We start from the raw sequence: 17,088 nt of genomic DNA on the forward strand, positions 1-17,088 counted from the left end.
GACCAGGTGCGCGAAGTCGCGCAGCGGTCGAGGGAGGCGGCCAGGTGCGTCAGCGACGATCACCAGGCCGAGAACATCGACGCCGGGCACCAGACCCGCCGCCCATTGCGTTGCGGCCGCTTGAGCGGCCCGCAGGCCCCGCATGTTGGAGCGAGCCACCAGGACGACGCGCGCGGGCTGCTCGCCCGGTGTCTGGGGCCACCCGTGGTCTGCCGCCGCGCTGCCGGGGAGCACCCCCGACAAGCTCGACTCGCCCGCGCCTCCGTGAACTCCCAGCCACCACACATCGGCGTTCTGACGCCTATCGAACAGCGGAAGCTGGTCTGCGCGGTCAGGTGCAGGGACGCCGCGCTGAGGGGCTACAGGCCCCGTCGCGGGCCTCACACGCTCCTCGATCGCCACGGGGGTGTCGGGGTCCGGCGTGGACGGATGAGACAGCCACGGGTTCTTGGCTTCTGTCACGACGTCACCCTCCCTTGATAATGGTCTACGTAGTTTCCTACATCACGAGTCTAGCGGTAGCAAGTGAAAACGACAAGAGAGAGTGAGACCCAATGAAAGCGACATGTCTATGGCGATATCGAGTGAAATCGGTTAGGATCGACGCATGCGGACCGCGGCCGAGGTGTTTCAAGTGACCGATGGCCTCGACGAACTCTTCGAGGGCCAAGGGCCCACCATGACCGCGCGCGACGTCACGGAGTTGCTTGGGATCACCAAGCAGACGGTGCACAACTGGCTACGGGATGGAGTGATCCCCGGCTACAAGGTCGGCACGACCTGGTTCATCGTCACGAAGGAGCTGAAAGAGACGCTGCGCGAGGGCGAGAACGCCCCACGGGTGCGCCCGCCGAAGAACCAACCGAAGAACGAGGAGGGGTGACATGCGACGCACGCCGATAGCAGGGGTCGCCGCTGTGGCGATGGCCGTCGTCTTGGCTGGTTGTGCGAGCCAGGACGACGCCCCTGGAACGCCCAGTCCAGCCACGTCCAGCAGCAGTCCCGCATTTCCTGACCCCAGCCAGTTCAGCACGCCATCGAGCGGTGTCGTCGCAGAAGATGATGACGGCAGCGAGTACACGATCAGTCCTGGCCCCGTGCCTGAGTGGGATGATGCGTCGCAACGCGCGGCGCTCGACGCTGCGACTGCTGCGATGCGTGCATTCGCTCAGCCAGACCTCGACTATGACACGTGGTGGAGCAAGCTCTCTCCTCTGCTGACACAGCAGGCCCAACAGGATTATGCCTACGTCGTTCCCGCGAACATTCCCGTTCGTGAGGTCACTGGCAACGGGGAACTCGTCGACAAAGAAAGCGCATTCGTCGGACACGTCGAGGTCCAGACCGACGTCGGCACCTACACCGTGATCGTCATCCGTGCTGACGGAGCCTCGCCCTGGCTAGTCAGCCGGTTCACGCCGCCGGAGGGAGTGCACTAACCATGTCTGACCGCAAAACAGGAGCCATCGGAGCGATCGCACTGGTGCCAGCACTTGTGCTCGGCACCATGTTCAGCATCCTGCTCCTGGGCGGATCAGACGAAGCCTCAGCGTGCAACCCAGAATCGGGCTCGGCATCGAGCATCAGCATTGACCCCGATACCGTCCCCGACACCACCATCTCCGGTTACGGGCACGAGCAGCTTGTGAACGCGGCCTACATCGTGCAGGCCGGCAAGGACCTGGACCTCGGTGTCAGAGACCAGACCATCGGCGTCATGACCGCAATGGGTGAGTCGAGCCTCACCGTCGTCGACTACGGCGACGCCGCAGGCCCCGATAGCCGCGGCCTGTTCCAGCAGCGCGACAACGGCGCATGGGGGTCCTACGAAGATCGCATGGACCCGTACATCTCGGCCACCAACTTCTTCAAAGCCATGATGAAGGTCGACGCCCGAGACTCCCTCGAACCGACCATCGTTGCGCACCGCACCCAGGGCAACGCCGACCCATACCACTACACGAAGTTCTGGGACTCGGCCGTGGCCGTCGTCGAAGCTCTCTCCGGCGTCGACACAGGGCTGAACGCCGGCAACGGCGATCAAGTGTGTGCCGGGGACGATGCCACACCCGGTGAGGTGAGCTCAGAGGGATGGGCCACACCCGCAGCCGGACCCATCACCAGTGTCTATGGCATGCGAACCAACCCCGTGACGGGCGTCTACCGCCTCCACGCGGGTGTCGACCTCAACGGAGGCGGCTGTGACGGTCCTATCTGGGCTGCGCAGGCAGGCACCGTCACCAAGGCCGGCATGGACTCGTACGGAACCGGAACGATCATTATCGACCACGGAGGAGGCGTCGAAACCGCGTACCTGCACGAGTACCAGAGCGGCATTCTCGTGCGCGAAGGAGACAAAGTCACCGCCGGTCAGCAAATCGGCAAGGTTGGCAACACCGGAAACTCCACCGGATGTCATCTGCACTTCGAGGTCCGCATCGACGGCTCCCCCACCGATCCGGTCCCGTACATGCAGAAGGTTGGAATCAAGCTCGGGTGACGCCCGAATCTACGAGAGAAATGGAGAACGTTATGAGCGTCGAGACACCAGCCACCTGGCCACGGGTCCAGGGCACGATCAACGAGGACGGGACCGGCGAGGTCACGATCAGTGGCAGCGTTCACCCTGTCAGCACCGATTCCCTCGACGACGCGCGGACCGCGATCGTCGGCCTGGTGGCTGAGACCGCCCGCAAGCTCGGCCGAGACGTGCGAGCGACGATGACCGACCCCGACGGGCAGTGGCCACTCGTGATCCACGGTGACGGCACCGTGGAGTCGGATGCTACGGCGGAGGCGAAGCCCCGCACCGTCCCCGACGTGGCCGACGAACCGCCGGCCGCTCCCGTGGAGCCCGTGACCGAGGCGGCCGAGGAGCCGGCCGCTGCGCCGGCACCGGCCGAGGAGGCCGAGCCGGAACCCGCTCACGGATGGGTGCGGGCCGCCGACGGTTCCGCGCCGGCGACGGCAGCGCCGTTCCCCACCAGGCGCGAGCGGCGGCAGTCGTTCCTCACCCAGCAGCAGTCCGAGGAACCCGCCACCCAGGGCTGGCGCGGCCTCATGACCCATCTCGGGCTGCGCCTGAGCCCCAGCGAGGCCGAGCGCGCAGAGCGCGCCGACGTCCAGGCCGTGAGTCAGCACTGGCCTGGCCCCCGCACGATCGCCATCGTCAACGGCAAGGGCGGCGCGGGCAAGACCCCGACCACCGTTCTGCTCTCGGCCGTGTTCGCCCGCTTCGGCGGGGCCGGCGTGCTCGCCTGGGACAACAACCAGACCCGCGGCACCCTGGGATGGCGCACCGACCAGGGGCCGCACGAAGCGACCCTGCTCGAACTCCTCCCCCAGGTCGATCGTCTCCTGAGCACGGGTGCGCAGTCCGCCGATCTGGCGCACTACGTGCACCACCAGCCGCGCGACCGATTCGACGTGCTGCGCTCGAAGCCGATGGAGCTGGCAGCCGAGCAGCGCATCGACGCCAGCGACGTCGACGCGATCCACCAGGTCGCGGCCAAGTACTACCGCCTGATCTTCATCGACTCCGGCAACGACGAGTCCGACCCGATGTGGCGGCGCATGATCGACCACACCGACCAGCTCGTCGTGGCCACGACGACCCGCGACGATCACGCCGAGGCCGGCGCGCTCCTCCTCGAAGCCCTGGCCGACCGCGACGAACGCGCCGCGGCGCTGGCCGAGCAGGCCATCGTCGTTGTGACCCAGGCAGACCCCAAGGCCCACAGCGCCGACGTCCAGCGCGTGGCTGCCGGCTACAAGGACCTTGCCCGCGACGCCATCACGATCCCGTTCGACCCCGCAATGGTCGACGGCATCCTGCGCTACGGATTGCTCCGACCCGCGACACAGCGCGCCTGGCTCGCCGCCGGCGCTGCCGTCGCACGGGGACTGTGACCGCCCCGCTGACCCTCCCGGAGTCCGAGAGGGTCGCAGACTGGCCCCGTATCTCGGCAACCCTGCGTGCTGACGGCACGGGCAGCATCACCGTCAACGGCACCGAGCGCCCGTGCGTGGCCGACAACGTGACCGCGCTGCGCACGGGCATGATCGCCCACGTCGCCCTGATCGCGGCCCGGCTGCGCCGGCCCGTGCGCCTGGTCGTCACGGAGGACACGGACACCTGGGCTCTCGCCGTCCGCCCCGAGGGAATCGTGCAGCTCGTCGACGATGACGGCACAATCCCGCCAGCAACGGGCCTGAGCGTCCACGAGGGGCCGTGCCGATCCTGCCGGCACGTCCAGCCCGTCACCGCCACGTCATGCTCGCAGTGCGGCATCGAGCGGCCGCACAGCGTGGAGGCCGGCCCCCGAGAGACCTACCAGCGTCGACGTGGGTCGACGCCGACCGAGCACGTCCCCCTGCCTCCCAGGCCACGGAGGGCGGCCAAGGCCGCCACCACTCCCCTGCCACCACTTCCGCCGCGGCGACGTCGCCCCACGCTCACCCTCACGTTCGACGCTCAGCCGAGCGTCACCGTGACGGGCGGGGCGGCCATCGGCCGCAACCCCGCCAGCGTTGGCGGGCGCACCCCCGTGGCGATCGCCAGCCCTGGGCGTCTCCTGTCGCGCACGCACGTGCTCGTCGACGTCGACGAGCACGGCCGCATCATCGTCACGGACGCTGACAGCGCGAATGGCGTCGAGCTGGCCACGACGCCAGCCGTGCAGCTCACGCCCGGAGTCCCCAGCGTGATCGCCGCCGGCACGACCCTGCTGCTGGGAGACGTTTACTGCACGGTGAATCTGGCATGACACGCCGTGCATGCAGTTGCAGATATAGGTTCCGTCACCGATATAGTGGCTTTTATGAGTAACGTTCGTCGCCGCGACCGCGGCTCCCTCGTAGACGCGAGGAAGGTGGGCCTCTGGATCGAGGGGCCGGCCGACGCACGCCTCACTGCTCTGGCTGACGCCGCAGACACCACCCGTTCCGCGCTCACGCAATGGCTTATCGAGCGTATCGACGTGGACGCCAACGGGGTGCCAGTCGGATGGACCAGCGACCATCCCCGCGAGGAGGAGCTACCCATAGACACCCGCTAAAACCAGCGAACCCCCGCCCTTGGCGGGGCGGGGGTTCGGAAGCTGAACGCCTGATCTGTCGAAGTTTGGCGACAGACACAGATCAAGCGGCTAGAGAAAGCCCGACTGGCTAGGTCGGGCGGACCTCTAACGTCCTAGAACTAGGAGGTTGCTGCCATCATACAGCCAACCACTGCGAGAGTGTACTCTGACGCGCCCTGGGCGCTGACCGCTGCGCTCAGCCCGCGGCCGAGCGTGCGCGTGGCCACCAGAGACGCCCACGGCACCGTGCTCAACCAGTACACGAGCCAGCACCGCATCGACGGTCCCGAACCCGACCGCCCCTGGGCCGTCTACCTGGCCGACACCGAGCGTCGCTTCCACCTCCTCGCCTTCGACCTCGACGCCAAGACCGCCGGCAGCGCCGCCGCGGCCGAGCGCGACGCTGACACGATCGCCGGACTCCTCGACGACGCCGGACTGACCGCCGTCGTGTGCGAGTCCGGTCCCGGCGGCGGCCGCCACGTCTGGACGGCCCTGGCCGAGCCCGCCGACCCGGAGAGCGTGGCCACGCTGGCGCGCCTGGCGCGCCACCTGTGCCCCACACTCGACCTCGCACCGCTGAGCAACCCCGTGACCGGCTGTGTGCGGCCACCAGGTGCCCCACACCGATCCGGCGGCCGCTCAGTCGTGCTGCGCGGCGACACAACGGCTCTCACAGCACCCACGGGCACCAGGGCGCAGGTCCGCGCCCTGATTGAGCGCCTGGCCCAGCTCGTCGACGACGCCGAGCCCTCCCAGACGCCAGACCCCCGCCGGCCGCTCCCCCTCGACGACCACGGCCGGCTCTACCTGCCAGGCCCCCGCCGGCCCCTGCCGGCAGTCAGCGCCGCGGCGCTGCGCGAGGACGCCGCCGCAGGCGACGCCTCAGCGGTCCTATGGCGGGTCCTGATCGGCGCGGCCGCCGCCAGGTGGCACTACGTCGACGTCGCCGCCCTCGTGGACACCGAGCCCGGCCTAGAGCATGTCCGCACCTACCGCGACCGATCCCACCGCACGCCGCGCGGCCGTATCGGCGCCGAGCGCGTGCTGCGCCGGCAGTGGGACAAGGCCGTGCGCTACGTGGCCACCAGCGGCCGCCAGGTGGGCGACGATCCCACGTTCGACGCACGCGCCGACGCGATCGCCGCTCACGTCCGCCAGGTGCAGTCCCGCGCCGACGCGGCCGCCGGCCGCTGGACCCGCGGCGGCGGCCCCGCCGACCGCCGCGTGCTCGACGTGCTGTGCGTGCTCGCCCTACAGGCCCTCAGAGCCTCCGTGGAGGCCGACACCCGCCGCCTGGCCCTCCTGGCAGGCATCGGCCGCGAGACGGCCCGCACGGCGCTGCTGCGCCTCGCGGAGGACGGCTGGATCGCCCAGGCCCAGGCAGCCGACGGACCCCACGGGGCGGCCTGGTCGATCGACCCCACCGGCGCTTTCCACAGGGATGCAGGTACGAGTCGGTCACAAGCGGACCCGCGCCCCGCAGGGGCCGGGGCCGCAGAGAGAACTACCCTCCTCGAAGCTCTCACCGCTCGCATGACCGATGCCCGGCACGATCTGTTCACCCCCGGACCAGGGCTCGGCCATCACGCAGGAAACGTCTATGCCCGCACCTCGACCGATCCCCAGGACCTCGACGAGCTGAGTCAGGCCACCGGTGCTGACGCGGGCACCACCAGGCGCACCCTCAACCGACTCACATCGGCCGGCGTGCTGATCCAGACCCGCGACGGCTGGCGCAGACGCGCCACCGACTACCGTCGAGCGGCCGCTGCTCACCTCGACGTCGCAGGACGCCTCGACGACCGAGCACGCCGCTACCGCATCGAGCGCGAGCTGTGGGCATGGTGGCAGGCCGAGGAGGCATGGATGCGGGCACCGCGGCGCACAGCTCCGAGCCGACGACCTGGCCCCGGCCAGCTCGCACTCCTGCCCGAGCTGGGGACCAATGCGTACGGAGCACACCCCCGCCGAGCAGACGGCCGAGCCGACTATCGAGCGGCCCGAGCGATGCTCTCCGGCCCGTCGGCAGACACCGACGAGCCGTGGACCGCAGAGCGCGACCTGGTGCACGTCCTGGGAGCCGTGCGGATCGCGTAACCACGCGGCCCTCCGGGCCGTTTTCGACGGCCGCTTGCGCGGCCGGCAGCGAACGCGCCACGGCGCTCATTTTTTACCATTGAAGCCTTCGGCAGCATACGGTCGTCCGGCCTCCGCGCAAGTGCTTTCGCGGCATATCCTCCCTCACTCGCTGCGCTCCCTCAGTCCGGTATTCCACGGTCACTTGCACTCCGACCTCCCTCCCTAGCGGCACATGCGTGCCTTCAATGGCAAAAAAACGAGGGGGAAGAACCACACACACCCCGTTAGTACTATCACCGTCACCAGGAGGACACGATGGCCCGCAAGATCAAGCACACCAAGAGCCCCGAGCAGCGCCGCGCCGAGGTCGAGGCCCTGCAACAGTCGATCGCGGAGCAGGTCGAGCAGCTGCGCCAGTCCGAGCAGTGGACCCGGTTCCTCGCGTTCGCGCAGACCTTCCACCGCTACAGCCTGAACAACCTTCTGCTGATCCTCGCCCAGAACCCCGAGGCGACCCACGTCGCCGGCTACCGCACGTGGCAGAGCATCGGCCGCCAGGTGCGCAAGGGAGAGCGCGGCATCCGCATCTTCGGCGGCCGCGAGGTGCGCCGCACCGTCGAGGACGAAAAGACCGGCGAGGAAAAGGAGGAGCGCGGCATGCGATTCTTCCCCGTCAGCGTGTTCGACAAGGCCCAGACCGACCCCATCGACCCCGAGGCCGACGACCCCGGCGAGATCGCCCACCAGCTCACCGGCGACGACCCCGCCGGCATTGCCGAGGCCGTGACCGACTGGCTCACCGGCCAGGGCTGGACCGTCGAGCGCGAGACGATCCCCGGCGAGACCAACGGCTACACCACCACCGACGGCAGCCGCCGCGTCGTCATCGACGCGGACCTGTCCCCCGCTCAGGCCGCCAAGACGGCGCTGCACGAGGCCGCGCACGTGATCCTGCACGCCGAGGAGGACGCCGCCGAGTACGTCGCGCACCGTGGCGTCAAGGAGACCGAAGCCGAGTCCGTCGCCTACATCGTGGCCGGGACGCTCGGCCTGGACACGGCCGCCTACAGCATCGGCTACGTCGCCGGATGGAGCGGCTGCGAGGCCGAGACGATCAAGGCCACCGCTGCCAACGTGCTGCGCGCTGCGCACACCCTGGCCGACGCCATCACCGAGGAGGAGACCCGGACCGCCGCATAAAACACCCCGGATAGTACTATCACCGCTGCGAACCCGTGGCGGTGATAGTACTATTAGAGGTAAAGAACGAAGGCCACTACGTCTACCGCAACACACCCCGACCCTGATAGTACTACTAGAGGAGGTAACGCCATGAGTGCCGGAACCGTCATCATCGAGACCCGCCCGTTCAAGACGTGTTCCCCGACGCGCCGCGCGCCGAGCGCGAGGTCATCATCAGCGGCACGCACCCGAGCTGCTGAGCCGAAATGTTCGGTCCGGCACCGGCCGATGATTAGGCTCGTCGTGTTAGTCCCTCGTCGAGGCTCGTCCCCCCAGGGCCGACGCGAGGGGCTGCGCCCCTCGCGCTCCCCCACCGCCTGGGGCGACGGAGCTCCCCAGGCCAGAAGCGGACGCCGGCCACAGGCTGGCGACGGCAACCGAGTGTTTTTCATTCGTTCCTGGCGCTCCATCATGGCCGCCACGCCCTGCGCGCAAGTGCTTTCGCGGCATATCCTCGCGTCTCTCGCTGCGCTCGGCCGCTCCGGTATTCCACGGTCACTTGCACTCCGGGCTCAGCCGGCGGCCATTGCTCCGCTATCAGGAACGAAGGAAAAAGATGATCGAGGGAGGAGACCGACATGCTGACCATCACCGTCTACACCACCGGCCCCGGCTGCGGCCGTTGCCTGCTGACGAAGCGAGCACTGGACAAGGAGGGCATCACCTACCGCGAGGTGAACATCCGAGAGAACCCGGCAGCGCGCGAGTACGTCACCGAGGAGCTGGGATACTCCGAGGCCCCCGTGTGTGTCGTCGAGGACGGCACCGGCGAGGATCACTGGTCAGGCTTCTGGCCCGACGAAATCGAGCGTGTGGCCGCCGCACGGAAAGCCACCACATGATGCGAAAGACCGGCCCCCCATAGTACTATTAGAGGTAACAGAGGACAGAAGGGAATCGACATGCTGACCATCACGTTCACCGAGGAGCAGGCCCGAGGGCTGGCCGAGCTGATCGACCTGGCCGAGCGCGGCCGCGAGGGCTTCGAGTATCAGGCGAGCTTCGGTGACTACACAGAGGACGACATGCAGGCCGCAGAGGTGAGCTGGCAACGAGCGCAGGTCACCGCCGAAATGCTCCGCTCGGAACCATTGACCCCTATCAACCCTGTTAGTACTGTCAGAGTCAGTATTACTAACCCAAGGAGGAACCCATGAGCTACATCACCCGCACCGGAAACTTGGCCGGAACCCCCGAGCTGCGCGAGGGAGAGCGCGGCCCGTACACCTACGCCCGCGTCATCGTGTCCGACTGCATCCGTCAGGAGGACGGCAGCTACACCGACGGACCGGCGATCGCCTACGACGTCCTGGTGAGTGGCAACCAGGCCGTGAACCTGGTCGCCGCCGCCGAGGCGAGCGGCAACATCCGCATCACGTTCGCGGGCCGCTACCGCGTCACGGAGTGGCAGGGCGAGCAAGGCACTCGCGTGCAGCACGAGGTCCGAGCCGACGAGGTGAGCGTGAGTCTGATCGGTCAGAAGGTGACCGTTGAGCGCTCCCGAGGCGACGCAACGCCGCTCGACGAAAACTCGCCGTTCTGATCGAGCCCAGGGGCGCGGCCGCCGATTCGTCGGCACCGCGCCCCTGACAGTACTATTGACACTATTGGAGGTATCACCGTGACCGCTCAAATCTTCGCCCTCTGCAACCAGAAGGGCGGCGTCGGCAAGTCGACGACGACATTTCACCTGGCGCGCGCCGCGGTGCTGCGCGGCCAGCGCGTGCTTGTGGTCGACAACGATCCCCAGGGAAACCTGACGTCCGTCGCGGCTGCCGAACCCGTGGGGGAGGACCAGGCAGGGCTGGCCGACGCGCTCAGTGCGCGCGCGCCTGAGACCATCCGGGACGTGATCGTGCCGGGAGTCTGGCCCGGCCTCGACGTCGTGCCGACGTCGGGAGTCACACTCGGCTACGTGCGCGACGAGCTCGTGATCGCCGGGGCCGGCCGAGAGGGCCGGCTGCGCGAGGCCCTGGCCGCCGTCGCCGGCGACTACGACGTGATCCTGATCGACTGCGCCCCATCGCTCGACCAGCTCACGATCAACGGCCTAACGGCCGCGCAGGGCGTCGTCGTCGTGACCCACTCGAAGCTGTGGAGCGCCAACGGCCTCGCCCAGTTGCTCGACACCATCGAGAGCGTGCGCGGCTACTACAACCCCGAGCTGGGCGTGGCGGGCATCATCGTCAACCAGCACGAGGAGAACACCGTCAGCGGAAAGACCTGGCTCGACGAGCTGCACCAGGCCGCCGAGTCCCGAGGGCTGAGCGTGCTCAGCCCGCCGATCCCGAAGCGCGTCGTCATCGCAGACGCCACCGAGGCCGCGCGCGGCCTCGACGAGTGGGGGAGTGCCGAGGCAACCGCGCTCGGCCAGTTGTACGCCGACCACCTGACCAGCATCGAAGGAGCCCTGTCATGAGCAGCCGTCCATCCCCCCGGAAGTCCTCACTGAGCGGATCGAGCCCGGTCGCCCCGCCGCCGGCAGAGACGCCCGAGGCGAAGCCGACACCGGCCGCCGCGCGGGCGGCGGCCGCCAAGCCGGCGGCCGCGCCCGTCACGCGCAAGGCCGAGGAACCGTCGACGAGCGGCAAGAAGAAGTGGCGGCACAAGGTGTCGTTCTACCAGGACCCGGCCGACACCGACCGGGTGCGAGGAGCGATCCTGCACACGATGGTGCAAGAGGGCAACCGGAACCTGAGCCAGTTCGTCAACGACGCCGTGATGGCCAAGGTTGAGGAGCTGGAAGCCAAGTACAACCACGGCGAGCCCTTCCCCGCCGTGGGAGCCCGAGAGCTGCCCCAGGGCGGCGCGGCCGCCGCTGGCGAGTAAGAACCCATGAAGGCGCGCGCCATCGCCACAGTGGCCCTGCTGGGCCTGCTGGCCGGGTGCGCACCGAGCACGCCGGCCGCCTCGACGGCGACCGTCACCGTCGGCACCCACCAGTTCCAGGTGCAGGTCGCAGACACCGCGGACGAGCAACGAGCCGGCCTCAGCGGACGACCCGAGGTGCCCAAGGGCACCGGCATGCTGTTCACGTTCGCCGGCCGCCAGGAGCGGCAGGTGTGGATGGCCGGCATGCAGACCCGGATCGACGCGGCATGGATCGTCGATGACCAGGTGCTCGTCATCGAGACCCTTGACCCGTGCACGATGACCGACCAGAGCAAGTGCCCGCGCTGGACGTCGCCTGGCGACGTCGACGCACTGCTGGAAGTCCCCGCCGGCGCACTCGAAGGTGTGCAGGTAGGAGAGACCGTCACCACCCGAGAGGACACACCATCATGACCACGACAACCGCCGACGCACTGCGCGCCTGGGCGAAAGGCATCTACCCGACCGAGGCCGGCGTCGAGCTGCTGATCCGATCCGGCCGAGCCGTCTCCGACGGCGCACCCTGGATCACCCGAGACGGCGACATGGCATGGATCGACGTCGACGAGCTGCTGCGCGAGACCGGAGCCTGGTCGGGAGGAGAGCGACGCCTGGTGCGCATTGCCGCGTCGCTGCTGGGCGGCCCCGCCGTCGACCTGTCCGAGGACGTGCCCGGCCTCGACCGTCAGGCGGCCGCCCTGGTGCTCGCTGCCATCGCACACGCCAACGGCTCGCACGAGCACTCAGAGATTCAGTTCAACGAGGACGGCACACCGCGAGGCTTCTCGCGGGTGCCCACGCTGTATCCCTGGCCAGAGACCCGATAGCGCACTACCCGAGGAGATGCGGCAATGGCCACGAAGTGCCCACACTCAGACGTCGACGTCAACGGCTACTGCTACGCATGCGGAGCCTACGTCGAGGGCCGCGCCGCCGGCGCGGCGATCGCGGCGCTGTTCCCGGAGTTGTACGAGGCCGTGACCGAGCGGCCGGCCTGGCTGGACGCCAAGAGCGACGGCCCGATGGCCGACGCGCTCCGACCGCTGCGCGCGGCGTCGCCGGACGAGGACGGCGAGGACCGGTAACGATCGATTATGAGAGGCTGGGAGCATGGCCGAGAAGAAGAGGCCCTACGACCTGCACGTGGGGGATGTGGCGGACGCCTACGCGTCCTGGCCGTCGCCGACGTGCATCATCAGCGACGGCGCCTACGGCGTCCGCGGTTTTCACGGGGACACCACCGACGAGGAAGGGCTCGTTGACTGGTACGCCCCGCACATCGAGCAGTGGACGAAGGCTGCCGCCCCGGGCACGGCGCTGTGGTTCTGGGGTACGGAGGTGGGCTGGGCCACGGTGCATCCTGAGTTGAAGCGTCAGGGCTGGGACTACGTCCAGACCGTGGTCTGGGACAAGGGTCTGAGCCACATCGCGGGCAACGTCAACGGCAACACCATCCGCCGCTTCCCCGTCGTCACGGAGGTCTGCGTCCTCTACCAGCGCCGCTTCGAGGCGGCGACCGACGCGGGCATTCTCGATGCCCAGCAGTGGCTGCGGCACGAGTGGCGCCGCTCTGGTCTGCCGATGTACCTGGCCAATGAGGCCTGCGGCGTGAAGAACGCCGCCACGCGCAAGTACCTGACGAACGACTGGCTCTGGTACTGGCCGCCGGGAGTCGCCGTGGCCGCCATGGCCGCGTACTGCAATCAGCACGGCCTGGAGAGCGGCCGCCCGTACTTCTCGCTCGACGGTGTGACGTCGGTCACCGCGAAGCAGTGGGACCGGATGCGGCACCAGTGGCACCACGTCCATGGCCTGACCAACGTGTGGAGCCGCCCCCCGCTGCACGACGGCGAGCGTATGAAGGGCTCGATGCGTCGGTCGGCGCCGCGCGTGTACAAGCCCACGAAGGCCAGCACGACCCATCTGAACCAGAAGCCACTGGAGCTCATGGAGCGCCTGGTGCACGCCGTCACGAAGGAGGGCGACGTCGTATGGGAGCCCTTCGGCGGGCTTGGCACGGGCTCCGTGGCTGCGGTGGCCCTGCGTCGGCAGGCTTTCCTTGCCGAGCGTGACCCCTACTTCGCGGAGCTTGCGCACGAGCGGCTTGACGTCGCCGCCGAGGAGGCCGAGACCAACGACGAGCTCGTGGCCCTCTTCGACGCCAACCCCGAGGAGGAGAGCAATGTCGGTTGATGCAGTGGCGACGAGCGCCCAGGTGGGTGCGGGTCCTGCCCGCCCGGTGCTGGATCCCAACGATCCGCATACCAAGCTCCAGAAGGGGGTCTCCGCGGCCCTCCAAGCCCTTCCGGGCGAGTTCGAGTCGAAGAACGAGATCAGCGGGGTCAACGCCACCGACCTGTTCAGCCTCAACAGCTTCTTGGGCTCGGGCATCGAGCTGGAGGTCGTGCGCACGCTGAACAGCCTTCGGCAGATCTGGGACCCGGACTCCGAGTGGTCGACCTACCGGTTCGAGCGGTCGGCGCAGGCCTTCCCCGACGTGCGTCTGGTGAATCGTGGAACCGAGGGTGAGCCCCTCGCGATCGGCATCGAGCTCAAGGGCTGGTGGATGCTGGCCAAGGAGAAGGTCCCTTCGCTGCGGTACCAGGTCTCCCCCGATGCCTGCACCGACTGGGACCTGGTGTGCTGCGTGCCGTGGCACCTCGACAGCGCCGTCAGCGGCGTGCCGGTGGTGGCCGAGCCGTGGGTCGAGTCCGCCAAGTACGCCGCCGAGTGGCGCGACTACTGGTGGACCAACATCAAGGAGACCGATGGCAGTGCGGAGCTGGAGTACCCGGCCGACGCGACGCCGTACCCGTCGAAGGCTGACCGCGTGACGGTGCATCCGGTGAACGATGGCGGTGGCAACTTCGGACGACTGCCTCGGTGTCGCCCCCTCATGGATTCGTTCGTTGAGTCGACGATGCGTGTGCCCATCCTCGGTATCGAGACGCGTGCTTGGGTACACTTCCTGAAGCTCCACAGCGAGTCCGCTGGTTCCGACGCAGTCATCGAGAAGATGCAGCGTCAGCTCAAGCAGCTGGACAAGAATGTCGCTCCCGACCAGGCCGAGCGGATCCTTGAGCAGCTGCGAGAACTGGCTGAGCTGCTGCCGTAGGAGGTCAACCAAACCTTCAGCGGACCCTTCTTCATGCCCGGCGGGAGCCGGGCCACGGCCTCCCACGAAGCGGTAGCGGATGTGGGGGCCGGTCTTCTCCTAGGTCGTGTCTCCCAATAGTCGGACCCAGGTGAGGATGGCGCAGAGGGTGACGCCGGCGCGGTACGTGATGGCGAGTTTGTCGAAGCGGGTCGCAATGTTCAGCGCGGCGCAGACGGTCGAGGTGCCGTGCCGGACGTGGTCGGGAATGCACTGCGCGGACTTCCCGGGCGTAAAACCAGGGTGCGACACGACCGGTTTTGAGACGCGTTGTGGACGCTCCGGGAGCGGCTAACGGTGTGGCTTCGGTCGCTATGTGGCGGGGTTCTGTCCACGCTCGGTGGCGGGGCTGGACGGGCAGCCCTCGGGGGACCGAGCGGATTCCCGCGCGCTGGGCTCAGCGCTCGGTGACCGCAGTGGAACCGAGACCGCCGGCGCGCTGGATAGCCCGGTAGATGGTGGAGCGGCCAACGTTGAAGAGCTCGGCCAGTTCGAGCGTGGTGCTCGCCGACGCGTGCCAGGGAGACCAGGTGTGCTTCCTGGCGGGGCGTGAGCTTGGGCTGCTTGCCTCGGAGCCGGCCCTTGGCCTTCGCGACGGCCATGCCTTCGCGGGTCCGAGCACGGATCAGGTCGGCCTCGAACTCGGCCACCATCGCCAGAACATTGAAAAGCAGCCGGCCGACGGGATCGGTCGGGTCGTGAACGGAGGCGCCGAGCTGGAGGCAAACACCGCTGGCGATCAGTTCGGCAACGATGTCTCGCGCGTCAGGCACCGAGCGGGCAAGCCGGTCGAGCTTGGTCACGACAAGGGTGTCGCCAGACCGGCACGCGGCTAGCGCCTCGCGCAGGCCGGGCCTCGCTCGCGTGGTGCCGGTCAGGCCATGGTCGACGTAGGTGCGATCGGTCGGCACGCCGAGGGCGTCCAGGCCGGTGCGCTGCGCCGTGAGGTCCTGTTCGTTGGTGGAGACGCAGTAGAGCCCCCTAGAGTGGTGTAGCCCCCACAGTGGCCGTGGCCGTCGATGACGGCAGGGCGGTCACCGTGGGATCCTTCGAGTTCACCTACCAAAGCTCTCTCAAAGGAAATCAACCACGATGACCGCTCCTCACATTGTCGACCCCGCCCGCGTGCTGGGCAACCTGCTGACCGAAGCCTCTCCGGACATGATGCGCCAGCTGCTGCAGAACATGATCAACGCCCTCCTCTCGGCCGATGCCGACGCCGTGTGCGGCGCCGAATGGGGACAGCCCTCAACCGAGCGGGTCGCGCAGCGCAACGGCTACCGCCACCGCCCGCTGGACACCCGCGTCGGCACCATCGACGTGGCCGTCCCGAAGCTGCGCTCCGGCAGCTACTTTCCCGAGTGGCTGCTGGAGCGCCGCAAACGAGCCGAAGCGGCCCTGATCACGGTGATCGCTGACTGCTACCTCGCCGGCGTCAGTACTCGTCGGATGGACAAACTCGTCAAGACCCTGGGCATCGACGGCCTGTCGAAGTCACAGGTCTCACGCATGGCCGCCGACCTCGACGAACACGTAGCGCAGTTCCGGCACCGCCCCCTGGGCGAGGCCGGGCCGTTCACGTTTGTTGCAGCTGACGCGTTGACGATGAAGGTCCGCGAAGGCGGACGCGTGATCAACGCCGTGGTCCTCGTCGCCACCGGCGTCAACGGCGACGGACACCGCGAGGTCCTGGGCCTGCAGGTCGTCACCTCCGAGACCAAACCGGCGTGGAACACGTTCTTCGCCGATCTGGTGGCCCGCGGCCTTGCGGGGGTCCGACTGGTCACCAGCGATGCCCACGCCGGGCTGGTGGAGGCGATCGCGGCGAACCTGCCTGGCGCGTCCTGGCAGCGCTGCCGAACCCACTACGCCGCGAACCTGATGTCCGTGACCCCGAAGAGCATGTGGCCCGCGGTCAAAGCGATGCTCCATTCGGTCTATGACCAACCCGACAAAAAGTCGGTCCAGGCGCAGTTCGACCGTCTGCTCGACTACACCGCCGAGAAGCTACCCGAGGTTGCAGAGCACCTCGAAGCCGCCCGGGCAGACGTGCTCGCGTTCACCGGCTTCCCCAAGGACGTGTGGACCCAGATCTGGTCGAACAACCCCGCCGAACGCCTGAACCGTGAGATCCGCCGCCGCACCGACGCGGTCGGGATCTTCCCCAACCGGGAAGCGATCATCCGCCTCGTCGGCGCTGTCTTGGCCGAGCAGACCGATGAGTGGGCAGAAGGGCGCCGCTACCTCGGCCTCGACGTCCTCGCACGATGCCGACTCAGCACCATCACCAACGCCGTTGAGGAGGTGACCGAACCCCTCGCCCTCACCGCCTAGACGAAGGAACCGCTACACCACTCCACTGGACTTGACCGCGGCCGCCCAGTGCTGTTCCTGCACACGGCGCACCGCCAGCTCGTTGACGAGCTGCGCGGCCGCGGTGATGACCCCGGCCGACCGCACTAGTCCAATGGGCGGGAGGCGTTGCGCAGCTCGTCGACGACTTCGCGATGCTGTGGGTGTACGAACAGGATGAGGGCCTGGCCGTGCGTGCTCAGAAGATGACTGTCGACGGTGATTGCGTCCACGAATCGGATGTCGACGGCAGGATCTTCCAGGAGGGCGCGGCGAATTGCCGCGAGGGTGCGAGCGACGGTCATGGCC

At 68.2% G+C, this 17,088-nt stretch carries 22 protein-coding genes; 19 read left to right on the forward strand and 3 right to left on the reverse strand.

Annotated features, from left to right (window positions below):
• The coding region (locus tag TA90_RS15925; protein WP_043537059.1) for a DUF6668 family protein at positions 1–462 on the reverse strand (462 nt) is incomplete at its 3' end.
• A gap of 145 nt (positions 463–607) precedes the next feature.
• On the opposite strand from TA90_RS15925, the gene TA90_RS12590 reads away from it, so the two are divergent.
• The 18 genes from TA90_RS12590 (at position 608) to TA90_RS12675 (ending at position 14,388) form a co-directional block, all read left to right on the forward strand.
• The gene (locus TA90_RS12590; RefSeq protein WP_052450873.1) at positions 608–883 is read left to right on the forward strand and encodes a helix-turn-helix domain-containing protein; all 276 of its coding nucleotides are present in this window, start codon (positions 608–610) and stop codon (positions 881–883) included.
• A gap of 1 nt (position 884) precedes the next feature.
• Complete coding sequence (locus tag TA90_RS14745) at positions 885–1,439, forward strand: hypothetical protein (protein ID WP_074015410.1); 555 nt, start codon at positions 885–887, stop codon at positions 1,437–1,439.
• 2 nt (positions 1,440–1,441) lie between these two features.
• Positions 1,442–2,500, forward strand: a complete 1,059-nt coding sequence (locus TA90_RS12600; RefSeq protein ID WP_043537006.1) for a M23 family metallopeptidase — start codon at positions 1,442–1,444, stop codon at positions 2,498–2,500.
• A 32-nt stretch (positions 2,501–2,532) separates the two neighbouring features.
• Positions 2,533–3,909 carry a MinD/ParA family ATP-binding protein gene (locus TA90_RS12605; RefSeq protein ID WP_043537008.1) on the forward strand — a complete coding sequence of 459 codons (1,377 nt, stop codon included), beginning with the start codon at positions 2,533–2,535 and terminating at the stop codon, positions 3,907–3,909.
• Positions 3,906–4,766 (forward strand): FHA domain-containing protein, encoded by an 861-nt coding sequence (locus tag TA90_RS12610; RefSeq protein ID WP_043537010.1) that lies wholly within the window; start codon positions 3,906–3,908, stop codon positions 4,764–4,766. The genes TA90_RS12605 and TA90_RS12610 overlap by 4 nt, the downstream gene beginning before the upstream one ends.
• A 54-nt stretch (positions 4,767–4,820) precedes the next feature.
• Positions 4,821–5,057 carry a hypothetical protein gene (locus tag TA90_RS12615; RefSeq protein ID WP_074015412.1) on the forward strand — a complete coding sequence of 79 codons (237 nt, stop codon included), beginning with the start codon at positions 4,821–4,823 and terminating at the stop codon, positions 5,055–5,057.
• Between the two features lie 240 nt (positions 5,058–5,297).
• A complete protein-coding gene (locus TA90_RS12620) occupies positions 5,298–7,178 on the forward strand; it encodes a hypothetical protein (protein ID WP_187120145.1) in 1,881 nt (626 codons plus the stop codon).
• Between the two features lie 297 nt (positions 7,179–7,475).
• The gene (locus TA90_RS12625; protein ID WP_043537014.1) at positions 7,476–8,360 is read left to right on the forward strand and encodes an ArdC-like ssDNA-binding domain-containing protein; all 885 of its coding nucleotides are present in this window, start codon (positions 7,476–7,478) and stop codon (positions 8,358–8,360) included.
• 620 nt (positions 8,361–8,980) lie between these two features.
• Positions 8,981–9,244 carry a glutaredoxin family protein gene (locus tag TA90_RS12630; protein WP_391534109.1) on the forward strand — a complete coding sequence of 88 codons (264 nt, stop codon included), beginning with the start codon at positions 8,981–8,983 and terminating at the stop codon, positions 9,242–9,244.
• 60 nt (positions 9,245–9,304) lie between these two features.
• Positions 9,305–9,559 carry a hypothetical protein gene (locus TA90_RS12635; protein WP_043537016.1) on the forward strand — a complete coding sequence of 85 codons (255 nt, stop codon included), beginning with the start codon at positions 9,305–9,307 and terminating at the stop codon, positions 9,557–9,559.
• Entirely contained in the window at positions 9,556–9,945 is a 390-nt protein-coding gene (locus TA90_RS12640) for a single stranded DNA-binding domain-containing protein (protein WP_043537018.1), read from the forward strand. Before TA90_RS12635 ends, TA90_RS12640 begins: the two co-directional genes overlap by 4 nt.
• 78 nt (positions 9,946–10,023) lie before the next feature.
• Positions 10,024–10,821 (forward strand): ParA family protein, encoded by a 798-nt coding sequence (locus tag TA90_RS12645; protein ID WP_052450876.1) that lies wholly within the window; start codon positions 10,024–10,026, stop codon positions 10,819–10,821.
• The gene (locus tag TA90_RS12650) at positions 10,818–11,231 is read left to right on the forward strand and encodes a ParB family protein (RefSeq protein ID WP_043537022.1); all 414 of its coding nucleotides are present in this window, start codon (positions 10,818–10,820) and stop codon (positions 11,229–11,231) included. The genes TA90_RS12645 and TA90_RS12650 overlap by 4 nt, the downstream gene beginning before the upstream one ends.
• A 6-nt stretch (positions 11,232–11,237) precedes the next feature.
• Positions 11,238–11,687, forward strand: a complete 450-nt coding sequence (locus TA90_RS12655; protein WP_043537024.1) for a DUF192 domain-containing protein — start codon at positions 11,238–11,240, stop codon at positions 11,685–11,687.
• Positions 11,684–12,100: a hypothetical protein gene (locus TA90_RS12660; protein WP_043537026.1), complete on the forward strand. Its 417-nt coding sequence runs from the start codon at positions 11,684–11,686 to the stop codon at positions 12,098–12,100. Before TA90_RS12655 ends, TA90_RS12660 begins: the two co-directional genes overlap by 4 nt.
• Before the next feature lie 24 nt (positions 12,101–12,124).
• Complete coding sequence (locus tag TA90_RS12665) at positions 12,125–12,358, forward strand: hypothetical protein (RefSeq protein WP_043537028.1); 234 nt, start codon at positions 12,125–12,127, stop codon at positions 12,356–12,358.
• Positions 12,359–12,383: 25 nt separating this feature from the next.
• Entirely contained in the window at positions 12,384–13,466 is a 1,083-nt protein-coding gene (locus tag TA90_RS12670) for a DNA methyltransferase (protein WP_052450877.1), read from the forward strand.
• Complete coding sequence (locus TA90_RS12675) at positions 13,456–14,388, forward strand: hypothetical protein (RefSeq protein WP_147513506.1); 933 nt, start codon at positions 13,456–13,458, stop codon at positions 14,386–14,388. The genes TA90_RS12670 and TA90_RS12675 overlap by 11 nt, the downstream gene beginning before the upstream one ends.
• Before the next feature lie 200 nt (positions 14,389–14,588).
• On the opposite strand, the gene TA90_RS14030 is transcribed toward TA90_RS12675, so the two are convergent.
• Positions 14,589–15,338 (reverse strand): recombinase family protein, encoded by a 750-nt coding sequence (locus TA90_RS14030; protein ID WP_231550742.1) that lies wholly within the window; start codon positions 15,336–15,338, stop codon positions 14,589–14,591.
• 181 nt (positions 15,339–15,519) lie between these two features.
• Between TA90_RS14030 and TA90_RS12690 the strand changes: the two genes are divergently transcribed.
• On the forward strand, positions 15,520–16,761 hold the full coding sequence (locus tag TA90_RS12690) for an IS256 family transposase (RefSeq protein WP_043537034.1): 1,242 nt from the start codon (positions 15,520–15,522) through the stop codon (positions 16,759–16,761).
• 125 nt (positions 16,762–16,886) lie between these two features.
• Here TA90_RS12690 and TA90_RS12695 read toward each other — a convergent pair whose 3' ends face one another.
• Complete coding sequence (locus tag TA90_RS12695; protein ID WP_005053846.1) at positions 16,887–17,084, reverse strand: hypothetical protein; 198 nt, start codon at positions 17,082–17,084, stop codon at positions 16,887–16,889.
• Between the last annotated feature and the right edge of the window lie 4 nt (positions 17,085–17,088).

This window comes from Actinomyces polynesiensis, from assembly GCF_000820725.1.
GTDB classification, from domain to species: domain Bacteria; phylum Actinomycetota; class Actinomycetes; order Actinomycetales; family Actinomycetaceae; genus Pauljensenia; species Pauljensenia polynesiensis.